The organism is Stenotrophomonas sp. STEN063 (assembly GCF_056854515.1).
The window spans coordinates 1-20,736 of sequence record NZ_JBXFWF010000048.1 but is presented as its reverse complement, the minus strand read 5'-3'; the positions used below and the strand labels follow the sequence as shown (position 1 = coordinate 20,736).

The 20,736-nt window shown below is 64.9% G+C and carries 18 protein-coding genes; 8 read left to right on the top strand and 10 right to left on the bottom strand.

What is annotated here, in order from left to right; all coding sequences use genetic code 11:
* Both AC1VWL_RS13240 and AC1VWL_RS13235 read right to left on the bottom strand, forming a co-directional pair.
* Positions 1-2,088, bottom strand: coding sequence for a DUF802 domain-containing protein (locus AC1VWL_RS13240; protein ID WP_482987001.1), 2,088 nt, complete (start codon positions 2,086-2,088; stop codon positions 1-3).
* 10 nt (positions 2,089-2,098) lie between these two features.
* Positions 2,099-2,812: a DUF3348 domain-containing protein gene (locus tag AC1VWL_RS13235; protein WP_482987000.1), complete on the bottom strand. Its 714-nt coding sequence runs from the start codon at positions 2,810-2,812 to the stop codon at positions 2,099-2,101.
* A gap of 206 nt (positions 2,813-3,018) precedes the next feature.
* On the opposite strand from AC1VWL_RS13235, the gene AC1VWL_RS13230 reads away from it, so the two are divergent.
* From AC1VWL_RS13230 to AC1VWL_RS13215, 4 genes are all read left to right on the top strand, one after another.
* Entirely contained in the window at positions 3,019-5,301 is a 2,283-nt protein-coding gene (locus AC1VWL_RS13230; RefSeq protein WP_482986999.1) for a TonB-dependent siderophore receptor, read from the top strand.
* A gap of 61 nt (positions 5,302-5,362) precedes the next feature.
* A complete protein-coding gene (locus AC1VWL_RS13225) occupies positions 5,363-5,650 on the top strand; it encodes a hypothetical protein (protein WP_482986998.1) in 288 nt (95 codons plus the stop codon).
* Complete coding sequence (locus AC1VWL_RS13220) at positions 5,647-5,949, top strand: hypothetical protein (RefSeq protein ID WP_482986997.1); 303 nt, start codon at positions 5,647-5,649, stop codon at positions 5,947-5,949. The genes AC1VWL_RS13225 and AC1VWL_RS13220 overlap by 4 nt, the downstream gene beginning before the upstream one ends.
* 10 nt (positions 5,950-5,959) lie before the next feature.
* Positions 5,960-7,570: a PepSY-associated TM helix domain-containing protein gene (locus tag AC1VWL_RS13215; RefSeq protein ID WP_482986996.1), complete on the top strand. Its 1,611-nt coding sequence runs from the start codon at positions 5,960-5,962 to the stop codon at positions 7,568-7,570.
* Between the two features lie 147 nt (positions 7,571-7,717).
* On the opposite strand, the gene AC1VWL_RS13210 is transcribed toward AC1VWL_RS13215, so the two are convergent.
* Positions 7,718-7,990 carry a metal/formaldehyde-sensitive transcriptional repressor gene (locus AC1VWL_RS13210; protein WP_296250379.1) on the bottom strand — a complete coding sequence of 91 codons (273 nt, stop codon included), beginning with the start codon at positions 7,988-7,990 and terminating at the stop codon, positions 7,718-7,720.
* 62 nt (positions 7,991-8,052) lie between these two features.
* Between AC1VWL_RS13210 and dmeF the strand changes: the two genes are divergently transcribed.
* Entirely contained in the window at positions 8,053-9,036 is a 984-nt protein-coding gene (gene dmeF / locus AC1VWL_RS13205) for a CDF family Co(II)/Ni(II) efflux transporter DmeF (RefSeq protein WP_482986995.1), read from the top strand.
* Between the two features lie 161 nt (positions 9,037-9,197).
* Here the strand turns inward: dmeF and AC1VWL_RS13200 are convergent, their stop codons facing one another.
* The gene (locus tag AC1VWL_RS13200) at positions 9,198-9,833 is read right to left on the bottom strand and encodes a response regulator transcription factor (RefSeq protein ID WP_482986994.1); all 636 of its coding nucleotides are present in this window, start codon (positions 9,831-9,833) and stop codon (positions 9,198-9,200) included.
* Entirely contained in the window at positions 9,830-10,936 is a 1,107-nt protein-coding gene (locus tag AC1VWL_RS13195; RefSeq protein ID WP_296250373.1) for a sensor histidine kinase, read from the bottom strand. The genes AC1VWL_RS13200 and AC1VWL_RS13195 overlap by 4 nt, the downstream gene beginning before the upstream one ends.
* A 166-nt stretch (positions 10,937-11,102) precedes the next feature.
* Between AC1VWL_RS13195 and AC1VWL_RS13190 the strand changes: the two genes are divergently transcribed.
* Positions 11,103-11,810, top strand: coding sequence for a DUF2306 domain-containing protein (locus AC1VWL_RS13190; RefSeq protein ID WP_482986993.1), 708 nt, complete (start codon positions 11,103-11,105; stop codon positions 11,808-11,810).
* 115 nt (positions 11,811-11,925) lie between these two features.
* Here the strand turns inward: AC1VWL_RS13190 and phhA are convergent, their stop codons facing one another.
* Positions 11,926-12,816, bottom strand: coding sequence for a phenylalanine 4-monooxygenase (phhA, locus tag AC1VWL_RS13185; RefSeq protein WP_482986992.1), 891 nt, complete (start codon positions 12,814-12,816; stop codon positions 11,926-11,928).
* Between the two features lie 132 nt (positions 12,817-12,948).
* On the opposite strand from phhA, the gene AC1VWL_RS13180 reads away from it, so the two are divergent.
* Positions 12,949-13,431, top strand: coding sequence for an Lrp/AsnC family transcriptional regulator (locus AC1VWL_RS13180; RefSeq protein WP_282271903.1), 483 nt, complete (start codon positions 12,949-12,951; stop codon positions 13,429-13,431).
* A gap of 143 nt (positions 13,432-13,574) precedes the next feature.
* On the opposite strand, the gene AC1VWL_RS13175 is transcribed toward AC1VWL_RS13180, so the two are convergent.
* The 3 genes from AC1VWL_RS13175 to AC1VWL_RS13165 all read right to left on the bottom strand — a co-directional run bounded on the left by AC1VWL_RS13175 (position 13,575) and on the right by AC1VWL_RS13165 (position 16,520).
* Positions 13,575-14,609 (bottom strand): patatin-like phospholipase family protein, encoded by a 1,035-nt coding sequence (locus tag AC1VWL_RS13175; RefSeq protein WP_482986991.1) that lies wholly within the window; start codon positions 14,607-14,609, stop codon positions 13,575-13,577.
* A 106-nt stretch (positions 14,610-14,715) separates the two neighbouring features.
* A complete protein-coding gene (locus AC1VWL_RS13170) occupies positions 14,716-15,333 on the bottom strand; it encodes a hypothetical protein (RefSeq protein ID WP_482986990.1) in 618 nt (205 codons plus the stop codon).
* Positions 15,334-15,506: 173 nt separating this feature from the next.
* Complete coding sequence (locus tag AC1VWL_RS13165) at positions 15,507-16,520, bottom strand: TIGR00266 family protein (protein ID WP_313172815.1); 1,014 nt, start codon at positions 16,518-16,520, stop codon at positions 15,507-15,509.
* A 173-nt stretch (positions 16,521-16,693) separates the two neighbouring features.
* Here AC1VWL_RS13165 and AC1VWL_RS13160 point away from each other — a divergent pair, with 173 nt between their 5' ends.
* On the top strand, positions 16,694-18,997 hold the full coding sequence (locus AC1VWL_RS13160; RefSeq protein WP_481514295.1) for a TonB-dependent receptor: 2,304 nt from the start codon (positions 16,694-16,696) through the stop codon (positions 18,995-18,997).
* Positions 18,998-19,330: 333 nt separating this feature from the next.
* Here the strand turns inward: AC1VWL_RS13160 and AC1VWL_RS13155 are convergent, their stop codons facing one another.
* Positions 19,331-20,482, bottom strand: a complete 1,152-nt coding sequence (locus tag AC1VWL_RS13155; protein ID WP_482986989.1) for a glycoside hydrolase family 18 protein — start codon at positions 20,480-20,482, stop codon at positions 19,331-19,333.
* Positions 20,483-20,736 lie beyond the last annotated feature (254 nt).

Sequence of the window (20,736 nt, the reverse complement as noted above, 5' to 3'; positions counted from 1 at the left end):
TCAGGCTCCGGCGTTGTCGCGTGCTTCGGCCAGCTGCTGCAGCTCACCGATGATCTGCTTCTGCGAGAGCATGCTCAGGTCCACCACTTCACGTGCCTGCGCGACGTAATAGGCCAGCTGCTCGTCGCTGCGGGCCAATGACTTGTCCAGCGCGCTTTCGATCAGTTGCAGGCGCTCGTTCAAGGCGGCGGTGGACTGGCCGAACAACTGCACCGCGCTGCCGAAGGCATCGCCCAGGCTGGCCATCTCCACCGCGCTGGCGATGACGTTGGCGGCGGCGTGGTCGAGCTTGCTGGTCTCGCTTTCAAGCTGGGTGCTGAAGCGGCTGCCGACGCGTTCAAGCAGCTCGGCCGAGGTGCTGACCAAGGCGTCGACCGCGCTGCGCTGTTCCGTCGATGCGTGGGTGACTGCGCCGAGCAGGGTTTCCAGGGTCGACAACAGGTGGCCGCGTTCTTCCAGCATGGCGGTGTCGCGGACCATGCTGTCGGACAGCTTCTGGCGCAGCTCGGCCACCACTTCGGCGGCGGCGCGCGGTGCCTCGGAGGCGGTCTGCACCAGGCGCGAGATCTCGGCGATGGTGTCGCGGGCCTGCGCTTGCTGCTGTTCGCTCATGGCCTGCGTGGTCTGCGCCAGGCTGTCGCAGATCTGCTGTTGGCGCTGTGCGACCGCTTCGCCATTGCGCTGCCAGCTGCTGTCCAACGTGCCGACCATTGCCGACAGCGACTGCGACCATTGGTCCAGTCGCTGTTCATCGCGCTCGGCGAAAGCGCTCTGCAGTTGTTCGTGCGATTGCTGCAGCGAAGACAGCAGCGATTGCGCGTGCTGTTCAAACGAAGACGAAGCCGCGAGCAAGGCCTGCTCATTGCGCTGCGCCAGTTCGTCATGCGCGCTGTGCTGCTGTGCCAGTGCATCACGCCAGGCATCGGCGGTGCGGCTGGCATTGTCTTCCATGCGCGTGGCAACGCCGTCGATCAAACTGTTGGAGCGCTGTTCGAAGGTGCTGCTGAACTGTGCCAACGCTTGCTGCAACTGTTCGTTGAGCGCGCTGTTGCTGCGTTGCTGTTGCTCCAGTGCCGTGCTCCAGCTGCTGCCCGCGGTTGCTGCGGCACTCTGCACGGCGGCATTGATGCCTTCGAGCTGCTTGTGCACGGCGCTGTCGATGCTGGCGTGCAGGGCATTGGACTTGTCAGCCAGGCCCGCCATGGTTGCATCAACGACGGGCTGCAGTGCGGCGCCTACCGCATTGGCCTGCTGGCTGATGCCGGCCTGCATCGATTGCTGCAGCGATGCCGCCAGCTGCGTATAGGCCGCTTCGGTGCGCTGGTGGAATTCCTGCTGGCTGGCCTGCAGGCGTTCGTTGTTGGCCTGGTGCTGCTGCTCCAGGCTGCCCATCATCGCCTGCAGGCGCTCGACCAGGGTCGGCATCAGCGCGTTCTGTTCCTGCAGCAGACGGAAGGTCTCGCCGCGCTGGAAGCTTTGCGAATGCATGCGCAGCTGGCTGGCGATACCGGCATCCAGCTCCTGCACGGCCTGCGCACGTTCACGGCGCAACAGCGCCGACAACAGGCCGAGTGCGGCCGAGCTGGCAACACCTGCGATCGAGGTGCCGAAGGCAAAACCCAGACCCTTGACTGGTGCGGCCAGCGAGCTGCGGATCGCGTCCAGGTCGGTAGCGCTTTCCAGTGCCAGGCCGGTGCCACGCAGGGTGGCCATCATGCCGAGCAGGGTGCCGAGCATGCCCAGCAGCACCAGCAGGCCGACCAGATACGGGGTCAGCGCAGGTGCGGGCAGGCCGACGCGTTCGCCCTGTACGCGCAGGCGCACCGGACCACGCAGGCCCGGCTGCAGGCGTCCGAGCCAGCCGTCGAGGTTGTCAGCGGCTTCACCGATGGATGGCAGGGCCTGCTGCAAGGTGCTGGTGGCCTGGCGGTAGCGGAACAGCTCCACCGCGCCGGCCAGGTAGCAGGCAGCGATGATCGCGGCGACCACCGCGGCCAGCGGATGGGTGCCGGCATAGCCGACGCCGATCCAGCACACGGCCAAGAGGCCAACAAGGAAGACAACGACTGCGACGAGGTTTCTGGACATGAGGTACGGATTACCGGGTGCGTAGCGCTGCGAGCAGGCCATCGATGGGGTGGAAACGGACATCCAGTTCGGCCAGCAGCGCGATGCGCAGGTCTTGCCGGAACGTGGCCAGCCAGGGGCCGGTGGGTGCCGTGGTGGAATCCGATGCGGCGGCATCGGCGGGGTGCGCGGCTGCAGCGAGCAGCCGTTGGTAGTGCAGGCCGAGCAGCACCGGCACATGGGAAAGCAGGCTGTGTTCGCGCGGGCTGAGGGTGGCTTCCATCACCGCGTCGACTTCGGCCAGACGCGCCTTGGCCGGGGATTGCCGCGCCAGCATGTCACGCAGGCGACCGCGCAGGCGGCCGCTGGCGGTCTGCATGGCACGTTGCTGGTTCAGGTAGTGCTGGCGGTAGGGGGCGAAGCCGGGCGGCAGCTCGGCGTCGGCAGGCGCCGGGTTGCGTGGCGGGCTGAGGTCGATGTCGGCCTGGATGGCTTCCATCAACTTGGTTCGCACATTGGCGTATTCGGCATCCTGCGACGGATCGTAGGCAGCACCGGGTTCGGGCTCCGGCGGTGGGTTGTCCAGCGCCTTGGACAGGGTGATGGCACGGTTCCAGTCGAACCACTGCGCCAGCCGCTCCGGCACCGCAGGCGCCGCAGGGGATGCTCCCTCGTCATTGAAGCGGGCCAGCAGGCGAATGAACGCCGGGCCCAGAACGGGCGCCCGTTCGGATGCTTTCGCCATGGTCCTGACTAAAAATTGGCCATTTTACATGCTGGCGCAAAGCGCGCCTTGGGCCGGGTATTCAGGCCTCGGCGGGCGGCACCAACGCGGCTGGCAGAACAGCCAGTGCCAGCAATGTTGTTGCGAATGGTTATTATTTACTATAATCGGCGCATCAGCCGCTGCCTGGGCAGTCAGCCAATACTTCTGTCTGTGCAGGTTGATCCGTGTCCCTCCCCCGTATTTCTGCCGGTCTCCGTCCGGCCTTGTTGTCCCTCGCCGTCGTTTCGGCCCTGTTCCCGCTTGCTGCAATCGCCGCCGAAGCCGAAGCGGCTGCCGACGCGCAGACCCTGGATGCGGTGCGGGTCAATGCCTACCGCACCACCGGCCACACTTCCGGCGCCACCAAGACCGATACCGCCATCGCCGAAACCGCACAGTCGGTCTCGGTGATCGCGCGCGAGGAACTGGATGCGCGCGGCGTGCAGAACCTCAACGAGGCGATGCGTTACGTGGCCGGTGTGTCGCTGGAAAGCAGCGGCATTGACAACCGCGTTGATGACTTCCGCATCCGCGGCTTCGACGCCGGCAGCTGGGCCAACAATGTCACCATCGATGGCATGCGCGCGCCGCAGGGCAGCCAGTGGAACCGCAGCATGGTCGACAGCTGGAACCTGGATCGGGTGGAAGTGCTCAAGGGCCCGTCTGCAGTGATGTACGGGCAGGTGGCTCCGGGCGGCATGGTCAACCAGGTCAGCAAGACGCCGGTGCCTGACCAGCAGCAGGTGCTGCGCCTGGGCATCGACGGCAACGGGCAGTACAGCACTGCCTTCGACGTCGGCGCCGGCAGCGACGACAACCGCCACCTGCTGCGCCTGGTCGGCCTGTACCGTGACGGCCAGACCCAGATCGACCGCACCGAGCAGCAGCACTGGTTCCTGGCACCCAGCTATACCTTCCAGATCGCCGAGCGCACGCGCCTGACCCTGCTCGGCCTGTACCAGAAGGACGACGGTGGCTCGACCTACCAGTTCCTGCCGATGGAAGGCACGCTGCGCCCCACCGCGTATGGCTACATGAAGAACACCACCTTCATCGGTGAGCCCAACTGGAATACCTTCGATCGCACCATCTGGACCGCCGGTTACCTGTTCGAGCACAGCTTCAACAACAACTGGACCTTGAGCCAGAGTGCGCGCCATACCGATGTCGAATCGGTGTTCCGCACGGTGGTCACCAATGGCGGTCTCAGTGCCGATGGCCGCACCCAGAAGCGGCGCGCGACCTGGGGCGAAGGCGACTCCAAGGGCGAGACCGTCGATACGCGCTTGACCGGAAAATTCAGCACCGGCGTCGCCGAGCACACCGTGCTGTTCGGCGTGGACTGGCAGAAAGCCGACTGGACCGGCGCGCGCGGCGCGATGACCAATCCGGCCGATATCGACATCTTCAATCCGGTCTACACCAACTACGTACCGGTCACCACCAGCATCAGTTACAGCGGCGGCATCAACCGCCAGACCGGCGTTTACCTGCAGGACCAGATCGCCATCGGCAAGTGGCGGCTGACCTTCGGTGGCCGCCATGACTGGACCAAGGACGACACCTGGACCCAGGCCTATACGGTGGCCACCAATACCTACCGCCCGGTGGTGCCGACCAAGGTCAAGGACAAGGCGTTCACCGGCAATGCCGGCGTGCTGTACGTGGCTGACAACGGTCTGACGCCTTACCTGAGCTATGCCGAGTCGTTCCAGCCGGCGGGCACCAATGCCAACATGAGTTACACGCAGACGCCGTTCGACCCGGTGACCGGCAAGCAGTGGGAAGCCGGCCTGAAGTACCAACCGGCCTCGTTCGATGGTCTGCTGACCTTGTCGGCCTACGACCTGCGCCAGCAGAACATCGTCACCAACGACCCGATCAAATCGCACAACACCTGCGGTGCCGCGGGCAATGCGGATTGCCAGGTGCAGGACGGCGAAGGCCGCGTGCGCGGCGCCGAGCTGGAAGGGCGCATCACCCCGCTGGAAGGCTTCAGCGTGATTGGTGCGGCCAGCTGGATGGACTCGGAAGTCACCCGCAGCAACAACGGCTATACCGGCAAGCAGCTGGCGATGGTGCCGGACTGGACGGCGGCGTTGTGGGCCGATTACACCTTCCTCGCCGGTGGCCTGGAAGGCCTGAGTCTGGCAGCCGGTGTGCGTTACAACGGCCGCAGCTACGGCGACAGCGCCAATCTCTACCTGATCCCGTCCTACACCTTGTGGGATGCAGCGATCCGCTATGACGCCGGCCAGCATGGCGCGGTCGGCACGCAGTTCGCGATCAACCTGAGCAACCTCACCGACAAGCGCTTCGTCTCCACCTGCGGCGGCGTGTCGTCCTGCTACTACGGCACCGGCCGTACCGTCACCGCCCCCGCCCGTTTCCGGTGGTGCTCCGCGCGGCGCCTGCGCGTTCGTGCAGGCGCCGCCAGTGCATGTCCAGCGAAGAGCCAGACCCGATGAAATTCAAACATCGCATATGCGCCCGGCAAGGGCGCGCCATCACCTACAGCAGGCAGGCCGTATGAACCTGTGGCTGGGCATCGCCGGCACCTTGGCCGGCATCGTTGGCGGACTGCTGCTGTACGTCGCTTCGCCACAGCAGCAGCTGCGCGCTGCCGGGCCGTGGCCGAAGCGGCATGCATGGTGGCCGGGCACGTTGTTTGTATTGCTGTCACTGCTGGCGTTGTGGCCGCTGCTGGCACCGTTGGAGGCGATCACCAGCTGGCTGGTGTTGCTGATGCTGGTGTGGTCGCTCGCCCCGTTCCTCGGCGCATGGCGTGCACGCGTGCGTGCGGGACGGTCGGCATGAACGCGTTGAAACCGCGGCTGGAAAGCCGGCACTGGTTCGGCAAGACCTGCGCTGGCGTGGTGCTGGGTTTTGGCCTGGCCCTGGCCCTGTCTGGCCTGTTTGCCTGGCTGGGTCCGGACGGCATCAATGCTGGTGGCGGCAAGAACCAGTTCAACATGTGGCTGATGGCACCGATCTGGTCGACGGTGCTGTCCTTCGTCTACCTGTTCCGTGACAGCCTGCGTGCCTGGCTGTGGTTGGGTGTGGCCAATGCGCTGGCCTTCGCCGCGCTGTGGCTGGTGCGTGGAGTGATGTCATGAAGGTGCTTGCATGAAGATCCGCAGCGACATCATCAAGGTCTACAAGGACGTGCATATCTGGATCGGCATCGTCAGTGGGCTGATGCTGTTCATCGCCTTCTATGCCGGCTCGGTCACCATGTTCGAGAAGCCGCTGGAGCGCTGGGCGACGCCGCCTTCCACGTTGTCGCCGGCACCGTCACTGCAACAGGCCGACGCGCTGGTGGCCGCGGTGCTTGCCGAACACCCGAAGGCGGCATCACGCTATTTCGTCTCGGTGCGGCCGCACGCCGATCAACCGGCGCGGGTGTACTGGCAGGAGCGCGCGCCCGGCCAGGGCCGTCGCCAGTTCACCGAGTATGGCGCCAGCTTCGCCGCCGACGGCAGCCTGCAGGTGGCGCAGACGCGCAAGGCACCGGTGGCGCAATTGGTGGATACGCTGCACCAGCTGGTCGGCCTGCCGTTCCCGGACAAGATCGCACGGCCGATCATGGGCGCGGTGGCGATGGCGTATGCGGTCGCCTTGGTATCGGGCTTGATCGTGTTGCTGATCACCTTGAGCAAGGATGTGTTCGCGCTGCGCATCGGTAAGAACATCAAGCGCATGTGGCTGGATGCACACAACGCCCTGGGACTGTTCAGCCTGCCGTTCCACATCGTCATCGCGCTGACCAGCGTGGTGTTCGCTTTCCATGACCAGTTCTACGATGTGCAGGGAGCGGTGGTGTATCCGCAAGGCATCGAGTGGAACGAGGAGCACGCCGAAGCGGCCGGAGGGGCAGCAGTGTTGCCGGCAGCTGAGTTGCTGCGCCGGGTAGAGCAGCAGTTGCCCGGCTTCGAGGTGCAGAGCTTCGGCTTCCAGAATAAGGACGGCCATGTTGAAGCAACGGTGACCGGACTGGATGTCCGCCATGGCACGCGTGCGCGGGTATATGCCAGCACCCATCTGGATCCGTATAGCGGTGAGGTGGATGCGCATGACCTGCCTGGCCACATGGATGGCTGGAACGGCGCGGTCAATGCGTTCTTTGCGCTGCATTTCGGCAGCTTCGGTGGCAACCCGGTGCGTTGGTTGTACCTGCTGATGGGCCTGGCCGGCGCTGCCCTGTTCTACACCGGCAACCTGCTGTGGGTGGAATCGCGGCGACGCAAGCGCAAGGGCGCGGAGACGCCGGTGCAGAAGCGTTCGGCCTGGGTATTGGCCTGCCTGACGGTTGGCGTCTCGCTGGGTTGCGTGGCCGGCATATCGGCCAGCATCGCTGCCACCAAATGGCTGCCGTCGCTGGTCACCGATCTGAAGGCCTGGCACACGGGCATCTACTACGCGGTATTCGTCGCCGCCATCGCCTGGGCATTCCTGCGCGGTGCGCCGCGTGCTGCGGTGGAACTGTTGTGGCTGAGTGCGCTGTGCACCGTAGCGATTCCACTGTCCAGCGTTGCTGGCACCTTGGGAATCGGCAGAAGCTGGTACCACGCAGGCAGCTGGCCGATCGACCTGACCGCGCTGCTGTCAGTGCCGCTGATGCTGTACATCGCGCACCGCAGCCGACTGCGCATGCAGCAGGGCCATACCGACAGCGTCTGGTCGCAAGGTAGTGCCGAGCCATGCTCGGCAGAGGCCGTGCCGGGAACCCCGTTGTAGGAGCGGCGTCAGCCGCGAAGCTGGCAATGCTGCAATCACTGATGTGTTGGCAATCTATTGGCTCGTGAGCTTCGCGGCTGACGCCGCTCCCACAAGCGCTGATGGGCTGTGGGTGACGCCCCTGCCGAGCATGGCTCGGCACTACCCTCACTTCGCGTGGCGTTTCATCAGCTCCAGCAGCACCTCGGCTTCCTGCGCGCGCTTGGCCGGGTCCTTCTCCGCGACGACATGGTCGCTGAGGTGGCCGGCCATCACTTCCAGCATCAGCCCGTGCATGGCGCCTTTGGCGGCGGCGATCTGCACCAGCACGCCGTCGCAGTCGTCGCCGTTCTCCAGTGCCTGTTCCAGGGCCGCTACCTGGCCAGCGATGCGCCGCACCCGGGTCAGCAGTTTCTTCTTGTCGCGTTGGATATGAGCCATGGCTGGCATCATATACCCCTTGGGGGTATAGAATCACGCCGTCCTTCTTCCAACCCACCGCCATGCAACTCGACGCGCTCGCCCACTCCCGCCGCCACAGCCATGCCTTCAGCGAAGGCAATCCGATGGCGGAGAAGAACACCCGGCGCGCGATGGTGCTGACCATTGTGATGATGGTGATCGAGATCGTCGGCGGCTGGTGGTTCAACTCGATGGCGGTGCTGGCCGATGGCTGGCATATGAGCTCGCATGCGCTGGCGCTTGGTCTGGCGGCGTTTGCCTATGCCTGCGCACGGCGCTACCGCGATGATCCACGCTTTGCCTTCGGGACCTGGAAGATCGAGATTTTGGCTGGGTTCACCAGCGCGATCCTGTTGCTGGGGGTTGCCGCGATCATGGCGTTCGAGTCCATCCTGCGCGTGTTCAAACCCAGTCCCATCCACTACCAGCAGGCCATTGCGATCGCGGTGGTCGGCTTGGCGGTGAACCTGCTGTGTGCATGGTGGCTGCGCGATCAACACCATCATCATGGTCACGATCATGGGCATGACCACCACGCGCATGGCGGCCACCATCATCATCACCATGATCTGAACCAGCGCTCGGCCTACCTGCATGTACTGGCCGATGCGGCGACCTCGGTGCTGGCGATCATCGCCCTGCTCGGTGGCTTGTACTTCGGCGCGTCCTGGCTGGACCCGCTGATGGGCATCGTTGGCGCGGTACTGGTGTCGGTCTGGGCCTGGGGTCTGATCAGGCAGACCAGTGGCGTGTTGCTGGATGCGGAGATGGACGCGCCGGTGGTGGCCGAGATCCGCGAGGCGGTGGAGCAGGGCGAGGTGCCTGCCCGGATCAGTGACCTGCATGTCTGGCAGGTCGGCCGGGGCCGCTATGCCTGCGCGATGGAAGTGGTGACCGAAACCGTAGTGGCGCCGGAAGTGTTCCATCGCGCCTTGGCGATCCATGAGGAGATCGTGCACGTGACGGTTGAGGTGCGTAGTGCCGAGCCATGCTCGGCAGGGGCTCTACCTGTGCACCGGTTGTAGGAGCGGCGTCAGCCGCGAAGCTAACAACGCTGGAACAACCGATATTTCCGCAATCTGATGGTTTATGGGCTTCGCGGCTGACGCCGCTCCCACAATGGCGGACAGGTTAACGGCAAAGCCCAGCCGACCATGGCTCGGCACTACGGCTTCGTTCGGTAGCGCTAGATCACCCGCAGGGTGATGGCTTTCAACACCGCGCGGGTGCGGTCGCGGGTGTCGAGCTTGTCGAGGATGGTCGACACGTAGTTCTTCACCGTGCCTTCGGCCAGGAACAGGCTGCCGGCGATCTCACGGTTGCTGTAGCCGCCAGCCATCAATCGCAGGACCGCGACTTCCTTCTGGCTGAACAACTCCTTCGGCGCGTCATCGGCGTGGTAGCGATAACGCTGCCGCACCGCGTCGGTGCTTACCGGCTGCAACAGGGTCTGCCCGGCAATGGCGCGCACGATGGCGTCATGCAGGTCTTCCGGTGCCGCATCTTTCAGCAGGAAACCCTGCGCACCGGCTTCGGTGGCACGCAGCAGCAGGTCGCTTTCGTCGAAGGTGGTCAGGAACACGCACGGCGTTTGATCGCCGCTCCCGCGCAGGGCCTTCAATGCCTGGATGCCGTCCATGCCCGGCATGCGGATGTCCGACAGGATCAGCTGCACCGGCTGCTGCGCGATCTGTTCGAGCAGGGCGTCACCGCTGTCGGCTTCGAACACGATGGTGATGCCGAGCTGCTGCAGCAGGGCGCGCAGGCCGGCGCGGATCAGGGCCTGGTCGTCGACCAGGGCAATGCGGGGGGAGTCGTTCATGCCGGCAATTCCACACGAATCTGCAGGGCACCGGAAGCAGCACGTTGCAGCTGCAGGCTGCCGCCTTGTTCGTCCACGCGTTCGCGCATGCCGGTCAGGCCATTGCCAGGGCGTGGTTCGCCGCGCAACTGGCCATCGTCTTCCATCGCCAGCAGCAAGCGTCCGTCGCGGCGTTGCAGGGCAACCTGCAGCACCTTGGCATCGCTGTGGCGGGCGCTGTTGGTGAGGGCCTCCTGCACGCAGCGCAGCAGGGTTTCGGCCTTGGCGGTATCGCTGACCTGCACGTCGGCATCCAACTGCAGCTGCAGGCGCGGACGCGGCAAAGGTGCGGCCAGCGCGTGCAGCGCGGTGTCCATGTCGAGTTGGCCGCTGTCGCGCAGGCAATGCACCACGGCGCGGATATCGCCCAGCAGCTCGGCGGACAGCTGTTCGCACAGGGCCAGCTCAGGCGCTGCGTCCGTGCGGCTGGCAAGCGCGCGCAGGTGCAACCTCAGCGCCGTGAGCTTGTGCCCGGCGACATCGTGCAGTTCACGCGACAGCCGCAGCCGCTCCATGTCGCGCGATCTCTCGGCGAGCAGGGCGCGGGTGGCCAGCAGGTCGGCATTGACCAGTGCCAGTCGGTCGCGCGCCTGTTCGGCGCTGCTGGCGTAGTGCGTGGTGAGCATGGCGAAAGCCTGGAAGCCGGCGAAGATCAGCACCACCGCGGCCGGGTGACTGTGCACCTCGCGCAACACCAGGTACATGCCCAGGTTGACCAGCAGCATCATCACCAGTGTGATACGCAGTGGCCAGCTCATCGCCACCTGCGCGGCCAGCATCACCAGCAGGGCGGGCGCCACACCGCTGCTGGCGGCGAGGCGGATCACCGCCAGCGCCGCCACTGCCTCGACCAGCAGCGCCACGCTGCGTTGCGCCGAGGGACGCTCGTAGCTGGCGGCAAACAGAAAGGCGACGAGGAACAGCAAAGCGCTGCCCCAGCGCAGGGCGAGTTGCTCGGCGGAGCCATAGGGCAGGGTGGCCGCTACCGCCAGCCAGGTCAGCAGGCCGGCGAGGTTGAGCGGGTGCAGCAGCCTGTGCCAGCGCGAACGGGGAGTGATTTCCATGCACGCATGCTGGTGGGCGCAGGCCGCAGCGGCAAGGGGGGCGGAGCAGAAAGTGACTTCCGGCAGGGTCGATCAATGACTGCCGCGACTGCCGTGCGTGCGCCAGAAAACGCACGCTGTGCATAGGCCATCGCATTCGCCGGCCACCATCGAAGAGATCGCTGTCATGCCCGGATATTCCCTGATCGTTGCGCTGCATGTGCTGGCCGGCGTGGTCGCCCTGGTTGGCTTCTGGTCGGCGGCGTTCATGAAGAAAGGCTCGCCCCGGCATCGCTTGCTGGGCAAGGTGTATCTGGTGGCGATGGCGGTGATCGTGGTTACCGCGCTGCCGATCACCGTCCAGTTCGCCTTCTTCCGCCAGCAGCCGTTGTCGGCCTTGTTCCTGGCCTACCTGATGGCGATCACCGGCAACGCGACGTGGCTGGCCTGGCGTGCGGTCACCGACAAGCGCGATTGGAAGCAGCTGGTGTCACGGCCGGGCTGGCATCTGGCGCTGTGGCCGATGGTGATCCTGGCCCTGGTGGTGGTGGGCACCGGCATCCAGCATCGCCAGCCCCTGTTCCTGGGCTTCTCGTCGATTGGCCTGTGGGTGGGCTGGCGCATGCTGAAGTTCGCCCGCCGTGGCCCGTCGCGTCCGGACTGGGCGTTCCGCCAGCACTACCAGTCGATCCTGGGTGCGGGCATCGCTACCCATGTGGCCTTCCTCGGCATCGGCATGCGGCCGGTATGGCAGTGGCTGCACAGCCATACCACGGTGCCGGCATTGCTGATCGAGCTGTTCCCGTGGGCGGCACCGTTGCTGGTGGCGGTATTGGTTGGCGTCTACCTGGACCGCAAGTACGGCGGTCGGCGGGTGGCCAAGGCGGCGCAGTGAGCTGCATGATTCTGTGAGCCCCGGGTGCGCTTTGCTTACCCGGGCTACGTGGGACGCAGACGAAGAAGCCGCCCTTGGGCGGCTTCTTCGTTCGTCTGCTGCGATGTTAGCTGGCTCAGACGTCGCCGCCGTCAGCCCAGCCTTCGCCGCTGCCGCGCTGGAACACCGTGTCACCTTCCTGCACGTCACCGGCAGGCAGATGTTCGGCGTTGGCCAGACGTGCGTAGATCGGGGTGAAGTCCGGTTCGGTCGCGGCCATCAGCTGTTCGAAGCCGTCGATGACGAAGTAGCTCTTCTGGAAGGTGTCGATGCGGTAGCGGGTGCGCATGATCCGCTCCAGGTCGAAGCCAATCCGGTTCGGCGCGGCCGACTCCAGCGAGTACAGCGACTCGCCCTTGGAGGAGACGATGCCAGCACCGTAGATGCGCAGGCCCTCGGCTGTGTTGATCAGGCCGAATTCCACCGTGTACCAGTACAGGCGGGTCAGGTTCTGCAGCGCGTCCGGGCCGATCGCGTGGGCTTTGACGCCACCGCGGCCGTAGGCGGCCATGTAGTCGGCGAACACCGGGTTCATCAGCAGCGGCACGTGGCCGAACAGGTCGTGGAACAGGTCCGGTTCGGCGATGTAATCGATCTGGTCCGGGCGGCGGATCCACCAGGTCACCGGGAAGCGGCGGTTGGCCAGGTGATCGAAGAAATCGAGTTCCGGCAGCAGGCCTTCCACCCCGACCAGGGTCCAGCCGGTGGCCGCGCCCAGCACTTCATTGAGCTGGTCGAAGCGCGGAATCATGTGCTCGCTCATGCCCATCTCGTCCTGGGCATCGAGGAACTCCTGGCAGGCACGGCCGACCAGCAGCTCGCGCTGGCGCTGGTACAAGATGCTCCAGGTGGCATGGTCGTCGGCGCTGTAGCCGTCCCAGGGCTGCTCCACAACGGCGGTGGTATAGACCGGCACGTAACCCTTGTCGGTCTGTTGGTGTTCGACGCGGCGCGGGTTGGCTTCCATGGCGGCAGCTCCTGAAGGGAATAGATAACCGCATGGTAGGAAGCCTGCCGCGCAACAGGTGTGCGTAATTGCGCTGTCAGTTGGTTATGACGCAATATTGTTGCGTCCATTCAATGGTGCGGAGCAACAAAGATGGCGTCGGTGAATCTTGATCGCACGGATCTGCGGCTTCTGGTCGAAATCCAGCAGCATGGCCGCGCCACCAACGCCGAGCTCGCGGCGCGGGTGAATCTCTCGCCGTCGGCCTGCCTGCGGCGGGTGCAGCGGCTGGAAGCGGAAGGCGTGATCGCCGGTTATGGCGCACGGCTGGAGCCACGCGCGATCGGGCTGGGCCTGCAGGCCTTCGTGCGCGTGCAGCTGTCCAAGCACGGCCAGGCGGCGATCGATCACTTCGTGCAGGCGGTGCAGCTATGGGACGAAGTGGTGGCCTGCCATGCGCTCACAGGCGACATGGACTATCTGCTGCAGGTCTACGTGCGTGACCTGGACCACTTCTCGGAATTCCTGCTCGACAAGCTGCTCAACGCAGCCGGCGTGGCCGACGTCAATTCCAGTTTCGTGCTGCGCACGGTGAAGGAGTTCCGCGCCCTGCCGCTGTCGCAGCTGGGGCGTTAAGGTGGTTCCTTCCCCCTGCGGGAGAAGGTGCCCCGCAGGGGCGGATGAGGGTAAGGGGCGAAGCCCATGGAACACCCTGCAGCAACTCGCTTCAACCGTACCCTCACCCCAACCCCTCTCCCATTGGAGAGGGGCTTCAAACCTCAACGCGCTGGCGCGCTGCAGTTCTTCTCGATGCCACGCAGTTTTTCGATGCGGCTGCGGCTGTCCTGGCAGCGCTGGTGTGCTTCGGCCTGTACGGCGGCGGCGCGTGCATCGGCATTGCGCGCGCTGGCGGCACGCGCCTGCTGCAGGCGGGCAATGCCGGCGCGGATCTGCGGCATTGCTGCCATCGCGGCCTTCTCGCCTTCCAGGATGGCGCGGCCACGCTGCTCGAAATCGGCTGCGCCGATGTCCAACACCGCCGGGCGGATCACCACGTCGGCGCGTGCCAGTTCCTGCTCACCCAGGCGCTGGCCCATGATGGTGATGGACTGGCCCACCGCACCCAGCAGGCCGGTCGGGCGCTGGCCGGTGGCGCGGCTGGAGATATCCACTGCGATCACGAATTCGGCGCCCAGCTGCTTGGCCGCATCCACCGGCACCGGGCTGACCACGCCGCCGTCGACATAGCTCTTGCCGCCGATGATCACCGGCTCGAACACACCGGGGATGGAGCTGGAAGCCCGCACCGCCTGGCCGACATTGCCGCGCACGAATACCGCGCGCTCGCCGGTTTCCAGCTGCGTGGCAACTGCGGCGAACGGCTTCTGCAGCTGCTCGGCGCGCTTGTTGCCGACCTGCGCGTTGACGTAGTCCTGCAGCTTCTGGCCTTGCACCAGGCCGCCGGAGAACAGGCGGATATCGCGGATGCTGGCTTCATCCAGTGCGACCGCCTTCTGCTGCATCTGGAAGGCGTTCATGCCGCTGGCATACAGGGCACCGACCACGCTGCCGGCGCTGGTGCCGGACACCACCACCGGCTCGAAGCCGTTGGCCTCCAGCATCTTGATCACGCCGATATGGGCAAAACCCTTGGCCGCGCCACCGCCCAGTGCCACGCCGATCTTGACTGGCCTTACCGGCGTGGTCGGCTGCACCGCTGCCGGCGGGGTGGGCTTGATGTTCTCACCGCCGCAGGCTGCCAGCAGGCCAAACAGGGAAAGGGACAGCAGCAGACGGACGTTGCGCGCTTTCATGATGAACAGGGGGCGTTGGAAAGGGCGCCAGCATAGCGCTTTGTATGGGCAAGGCCGCCGGCGGGCCACTGCGTGGTTTAGCTGCGGCTGTCTTCCGCAGCCGGAACTAGCCCGCCGGGACGTTCACCGTTGGCGTCCAGAACAACGCGAGTATGCCAAGCGCGATCACCACCCAGAACAGCCCGCCCACTACCAGCCAGGCCCAGTTTGCTGCGGTCAGTCGCGAATTGCCTGCCCCCGTTGGATCACCGCAGGCAAGGTTGGCCGCGCGTTGCGCCTGCACGAGTGCCATTGCGTTCACCGCCAGCAACAGCATGCCGATGCCGAAGCTGGGCAGAGCCGGCAGGAGGTTATCGGGGATGCGGCTGACGATGCGTCCGCCAATGGCCGAGATGACGTAAGCGCCGGCCCACAGGCCCGGTGACCAAACGTAGCGCTTGCCTGCGCGACGCAGCCGATGGTCGATTTCCTGGTTCAGGCTATTGGCGAAGAAGATCGCGAAGATCGCGCGCGGCACTGGCCAGATATCCAGCTTCTTGTCGCGCTTGTGCCGGGCCCAGTGTTTCCAGAACCAATACAGCGAATAGAACCCGAGGGTGGCGACGTACAGCAGCACCAGCTTGGTGATTGAAACCACATAGAACGGCGGCAAGGCCGACGGTCCTATGGTTTCCTGCGTCAGTGAGGCCTGTGGTGGTGCGTAAACATTGTCCTGCGCGTGCATGGCGTCCTGCCATCCCCTGAAAATGAATGCGGCGAGTATGGCCACGGCGCCAGGGAGCGACAAGCAGATACATCTTCCATGCATGGACGACGGCACGCTGCGTGTGCGCAATGGGTGCGTACATGATTCCGTAACCCGGCCTCTCCAGCCGGGTTACGGAAACCGCGGTGACATCAGAACTTGTTGTCACCATCCAGCAAGCGGCCCAGCCCACCCAGCACCGAGCCCTCACCGCGGCTCTGGCCACCGCCCTGCGGTGCGGCGGCATACATACGGCCAGCCAGGCGCGAGAACGGCAGCGATTGCAGCCAGACCTTGCCGGGGCCGGTCAGGGTCGCCAGGAACACGCCTTCGCCGCCGAAGAACATGCTCTTCAGGCCGGCCACGCGGCGCACGTCCATGTCCACACCGGCGTGGTAAGCGACCACGCAGCCGGTATCCACGTCGATGCGCTCGCCTGCGGCCAGCTCACGTTCCACCACGCAACCACCGGCGTGCACGAACACCCAGCCGTCGCCTTCAAGCTTCTGCATGATGAAACCTTCGCCGCCGAACAGCCCGGTCATCACCTTGCGCTGGAAATGCACGCCCACCTGCACGCCGCGCGCGCCGGCCAGGAAGCTGTCCTTCTGGCAGATCAGCTTGCCGCCGTGCTGGTCCAGCTTCATCGGGATCACGGTGCCGGGATAGGGCGCGGCGAAGGCGACCTTGGCCTTGCCGTTGCCGGTGTGGGTGAACACGGTGGCGAACAGGCTCTCGCCGGTGATCACGCGCTTGCCGGCCGACATCAGCTTGTCCATGAAGCCGCCGCCCTGGCCCTCGTGGCGGCCGTCACCGAACACGGTGTCCATCTGTACCGTGGAATCCTTGAACATCAGTGCGCCGGCCTCGGCAATCGCGCTCTCGCCCGGGTCCAGTTCGATTTCCACGAACTGCATCTCATGCCCGATGATGCGGAAGTCGATATCGTCAGCACGGTTGCCCCTGCCACCCACCGGCGGCGGGGTCGGTGGCGGGCCGGCCTGGCCGCCGAAGTCGGCGATCTCGGTCACCGCCTGCCAGCCCTGCATGCCCTCGCGCCAGGCCAATGCCTGGCGGCTGCCCTGGGCAAAGCGACGCGCGGCCTCGTCGTCCAAGGGGCCGACGCGGTCGGCCTGGCCGGGAATATGGAAATACCACTGGGTCATGGCAAGGTGCCTGGGCAGGAAGGAAGCCCCAAGTCTATGCGGCGCAAGGGCCAGATACCCCTGACAGGCGTCATGCTGCTGAATACCTGAACGATTGCGATACGAATGTTGTACTGCAACAATTCCATGCTAGGCGCAGTTCCCCATTCCTCCTCAACAGGCCCTTCTCCGCCATGTCCCCGACCCGTACCGTCCGCCGCCGCCTGCCGGCAGCGCATCCGCTGTTTGTCGCCGTTCTCGCCGTACTGCCACTCACCGCTGCCGCGCAGGATGCGACCCCGGCCCAGAAGGAAGCCGCCACGCTGGATGCGGTGAAGGTCACCGCCGCACGCAAGGTGGAGAACATCCAGGACGTGCCGGTGTCGATCAGCACCGTCAGCGGCGAGAAGCTCGACGCGCTGGCCTCCGGCGGTACCGACGTGCGTTACCTCTCCGGCCGCGTGCCCAGCCTGAACATCGAATCCTCGTTCGGCCGTGCGTTCCCGCGCTTCTACATCCGCGGCTACGGCAACACCGACTTCCGTCTGAATACCTCGCAGCCGGTCTCGCTGGTGTATGACGACATCGTGCAGGAAAACCCGATCCTCAAGGGCTTCCCCATCTTCGACGTGGAACAGGTGGAAGTGTTGCGTGGCCCGCAGGGTTCGCTGTTCGGCCGCAACACCCCGGCTGGTGTGGTCAAGTTCGACTCGGTGCGTCCGTCGCAGGAGTTCGAGGGCTACGGCAAGGTCGGCTACGGCAGCGACAACCTGTGGAACGTCGAGGCTGCCGTTGGTGGCGCACTGAGCGCGCGCTGGTCGGCACGTGTGTCGGCCTTGTACCAGCGTCGCGACGACTGGGTGAAGAACACCGGCACCGGCCCGAACGACGGCCTGGAAGGCTATGACGAATCGGCCGTGCGTGCGCAGTTCCTGTACGAAGGCGACAACTTCGAAGCGTTGCTGGGTGCGCACAAGCGTCACCTCAACGGTACCGCGCGCCTGTTCCGCGGCAACATCTTCAAGAAGGGCAGCAACGACTTCGTGCCCGGCTTCGACGAGAACAAGGTCTCGATCGATGGTTTGAACCACTCCGAGCTCGACAGCAGCGGTGCCAATGCACGCCTGAGCTGGGACCTGGGCAACTACAAGCTGTCCTCGATCACCGGTTACGAGACCGTCGATACCTTCAGCGTCGGCGACATCGACGGCACCTCCGGCCCGTACTTCACCGCTGACGTACCGTTCGCCTCCGAGACCGCCGATGGCATCCCCAGCCACTCGCAGTGGACCCAGGAGCTGCGTCTTGAATCGCAGAACGAAGGCCCGTTGAACTGGCAGGCCGGCGTGTTCTATTTCAAGGAAGACTATGACGTCGACAGCGTCAGCTACGACAGCACCAACGGCAGCAAGCAGGACGGTTTCCAGCGCATCAACCAGACCAATGATGCCTGGGCGGTGTTTGGCGGCCTGAACTTCCAGGCAACCGACAAGCTGGAACTGCGCGCCGGCGTGCGTTACACCGTCGACAAGAAGGACCTGAAGGTCAAGGATTACTGGAACACCGGCTTCTCGCCGTGCGTGCTGTCGGCCAAGTGCGATCTCGCCGGTCTGCTCGCCGCGCAGCAGGCGGCGTTCGCTGCCGGCGATGCGGTCGATCCCTACCTGTCGGCCTCGACCAAGGACAAGAAGTTCAACTGGGACTTCTCGGCCACCTACGCCGTCAATGACACCGTCAACGTCTACGGCCGCGTCGCCACCGGCTTCCGTGGCAGCTCGATCCAGTCGGCGGGTGCTTTCAACAACAAGACCGTGGCCGATCCGGAAACCGTGCTGTCCTTCGAGGCTGGCGTGAAGGCCGACTTCTGGGACAACCGTGCGCGCTTGAACGCCAGCGTCTACCACTACCGGGTCAAGGACCAGCAGCTGACCGCCGTGGGCGGCGCCGGCGGCAATGCCAACATCCTGCTCAATGCCGACAAGAGTGTTGGCCAGGGCTTCGAGCTGGATCTGCAGGCCTACCTGACCGACAACCTGCTGGTCACCCTGGGCAGCGGCTACAACCACACCGAGATCAAGGATTCCGATCTGAGCGTGGCGCCGTGCTTCTCCTGCACCGTGACCAATCCGGTCGTCAACGGCAAGGTGCTGATCAACGGCAACTCGCTGCCGCAGGCGCCGGAGTGGACCCACAACATGACCGCACGCTGGTCGCTGCCGCTGGCCGATGGTACGCAGCTGTATGTGTTCACCGACTGGGCCTACCGTAGCGAAGTCAATTTCTTCCTGTACGAGTCCAAGGAATTCACCGGCAAGTCGCTGCTGGAAGGCGGCCTGCGCGTGGGTTACCAGTGGAATGACGGTGACTACGACGTGGCGCTGTACGGCCGCAACATCACCAACCAGATCCGCGCCACCGGCGGCATCGACTTCAACAACCTCACCGGCTTCATCAACGAGCCGCGTCTGTGGGGCGTGGAGTTCAAGACCCGCTTCTAAGCGCAGGCTTGTGTGATGCAACGAAGAAGGCGCGGAGCAATCCGCGCCTTCTTCGTTCCTGTAGTGCCGAGCCATGCTCGGCAAGAGGCGTTACCGATAGCCACCCAGCGCCGCTCCCACAAATGGGGGGCGGTGACGCTTCTGCCGAGCATGGCTCGGCACTACGGTTGGAGTTACCGGGGAAGCTCCTGCCGAGCATGGCTCGGCACTACTTGGCGCTGCAGTGCGCGGCCAATCCAGCCCTTCTCCCGCATGCGGGAGAGGGGTTGGGGTGAGGGCAGCTTCTGCGGGGAAGCCCTCTGCCGAGCATGGCTCGGCACTACGGTTGGGGTGTTACCGGTGAAGCTCCTGCCGAGCTTGGCTCGGCACTACCGGGTCAGCGCGCAGCGCCTCATGCAACACATCAAGCAGCTGCTCGTTGTCATCACCACGCTGCTCCCAATACATGACGCCGCCCAGGCCTTGCTGCTTCACGTAGTTGACCTTGATCAGCAGCGATTGCGGATCGTCGTAACTGATCATGCGTCGCTCGCTGGCGTTCCACAGCCACGGCACCTGCGCCTCGTCATCCCAATGACGTTGCCAACCCGGCGCGTTGAGGCGGCTATGGACGATGTCACGCCAGGTGATGAAGCCGCCTTCCTTGGTGAATTTCTGGAAGCGACCGTTGTTGTCCGTACCGACATCACCAAACGTGCGGCCGTAGAACGGCACGCCGACGTTGATCTTCCCGGCAGGCACGCTGGCATCGAGGAAGTACTTCACCGCATCCACGGTGGTACGGCCCTGCGGCGTAGCCAGCGATGAGCGCGCAAGCCCGGAGTGATGGCCGGTGGTCTTGGTCAGGCTGCCATAGAAGTCGTAGGTCATCAGATTGATCCAATCCAACGACTCGGCGATGCGCGGCAGCTCCAGGCCTTCCGCGGCACGGCCTTCGGCAGCGGCGATGGTCAGCAGGTAATGACGCTTGCCGTTACCTTCGCGGTCCAGGCGCGCGCGCAGTTCTTCCAGCAGCACGGTGAAGTTGTGGCGATCATCCGGGCTGTGGCTGATGTCGGCATCACCGAGCGTGGGGTATTCCCAGTCGATGTCCAGGCCATCGAGCTTGAACTGGTGCATCAGCGCGACGCTGCTGTCGATGAAGCGTGCGCGTGCCGGTGCAGTGGCGGCGGCCTCGGAGAAGTTGCCGGCACCCCAGCCACCAATCGACAACACGATCTGCAGTGACGGGTTGTCCGCGCGCTTGCCGACTACCGCATGCAGGCGTGCCGGATCGACGTTCTCTGGCAGGTAGACGCTGCCGTCGGGGCGAACCACGGCGAAGGCGAAGTTCATCACGTCGAGCTTCTGTGCCGACAATTGCAACGGCTCGGGGCTGTCCATCACATAGCCGATCAGGCGCGGCGTTTGTGCTTGCACGGCGAAGGGCAGCAACGCGGTGAGCAACAGCGCATGCAGGCGTGGACTGCGAAGGAATACAGGCATGAGAGGTCCCGTAATGAGAGGACCCTGGACTGTAACCGTAGACGCGCACGGCAGTAGCAGGCGGTGACGTCGGAAACCATCTCGGCCACTGTAGAGCCGAGCCATGCTCGGCTGGGGCGTTACCGATAGCCTGCCGAAGCTCCTGTAGGAGCGGCGTCAGCCGCGCAGCAGCAAGTGAGACCGCTTTCCGATAAGACTGCGAATGAACAAATGCCAACTTCACGGCGGACCCCGCTACGAAACAATCGGCTTGG

Excerpts from the sequence above, each read along its gene's own strand:
- AC1VWL_RS13240 (WP_482987001.1), bottom strand. The coding sequence starts at position 2,088 with ATGTCCAGAAACCTCGTCGCAGTCGTTGTCTTCCTTGTTGGCCTCTTG.
- AC1VWL_RS13235 (WP_482987000.1), bottom strand. The coding sequence starts at position 2,812 with ATGGCGAAAGCATCCGAACGGGCGCCCGTTCTGGGCCCGGCGTTCATT.
- AC1VWL_RS13225 (WP_482986998.1), top strand. The coding sequence starts at position 5,363 with ATGAACCTGTGGCTGGGCATCGCCGGCACCTTGGCCGGCATCGTTGGC.
- AC1VWL_RS13220 (WP_482986997.1), top strand. The coding sequence starts at position 5,647 with ATGAACGCGTTGAAACCGCGGCTGGAAAGCCGGCACTGGTTCGGCAAG.
- AC1VWL_RS13215 (WP_482986996.1), top strand. The coding sequence starts at position 5,960 with ATGAAGATCCGCAGCGACATCATCAAGGTCTACAAGGACGTGCATATC.
- AC1VWL_RS13210 (WP_296250379.1), bottom strand. The coding sequence starts at position 7,990 with ATGGCTCATATCCAACGCGACAAGAAGAAACTGCTGACCCGGGTGCGG.
- dmeF (WP_482986995.1), top strand. The coding sequence starts at position 8,053 with ATGCAACTCGACGCGCTCGCCCACTCCCGCCGCCACAGCCATGCCTTC.
- AC1VWL_RS13200 (WP_482986994.1), bottom strand. The coding sequence starts at position 9,833 with ATGAACGACTCCCCCCGCATTGCCCTGGTCGACGACCAGGCCCTGATC.
- AC1VWL_RS13195 (WP_296250373.1), bottom strand. The coding sequence starts at position 10,936 with ATGGAAATCACTCCCCGTTCGCGCTGGCACAGGCTGCTGCACCCGCTC.
- AC1VWL_RS13190 (WP_482986993.1), top strand. The coding sequence starts at position 11,103 with ATGCCCGGATATTCCCTGATCGTTGCGCTGCATGTGCTGGCCGGCGTG.
- phhA (WP_482986992.1), bottom strand. The coding sequence starts at position 12,816 with ATGGAAGCCAACCCGCGCCGCGTCGAACACCAACAGACCGACAAGGGT.
- AC1VWL_RS13180 (WP_282271903.1), top strand. The coding sequence starts at position 12,949 with ATGGCGTCGGTGAATCTTGATCGCACGGATCTGCGGCTTCTGGTCGAA.
- AC1VWL_RS13175 (WP_482986991.1), bottom strand. The coding sequence starts at position 14,609 with ATGAAAGCGCGCAACGTCCGTCTGCTGCTGTCCCTTTCCCTGTTTGGC.
- AC1VWL_RS13170 (WP_482986990.1), bottom strand. The coding sequence starts at position 15,333 with ATGCACGCGCAGGACAATGTTTACGCACCACCACAGGCCTCACTGACG.
- AC1VWL_RS13165 (WP_313172815.1), bottom strand. The coding sequence starts at position 16,520 with ATGACCCAGTGGTATTTCCATATTCCCGGCCAGGCCGACCGCGTCGGC.
- AC1VWL_RS13160 (WP_481514295.1), top strand. The coding sequence starts at position 16,694 with ATGTCCCCGACCCGTACCGTCCGCCGCCGCCTGCCGGCAGCGCATCCG.
- AC1VWL_RS13155 (WP_482986989.1), bottom strand. The coding sequence starts at position 20,482 with ATGCCTGTATTCCTTCGCAGTCCACGCCTGCATGCGCTGTTGCTCACC.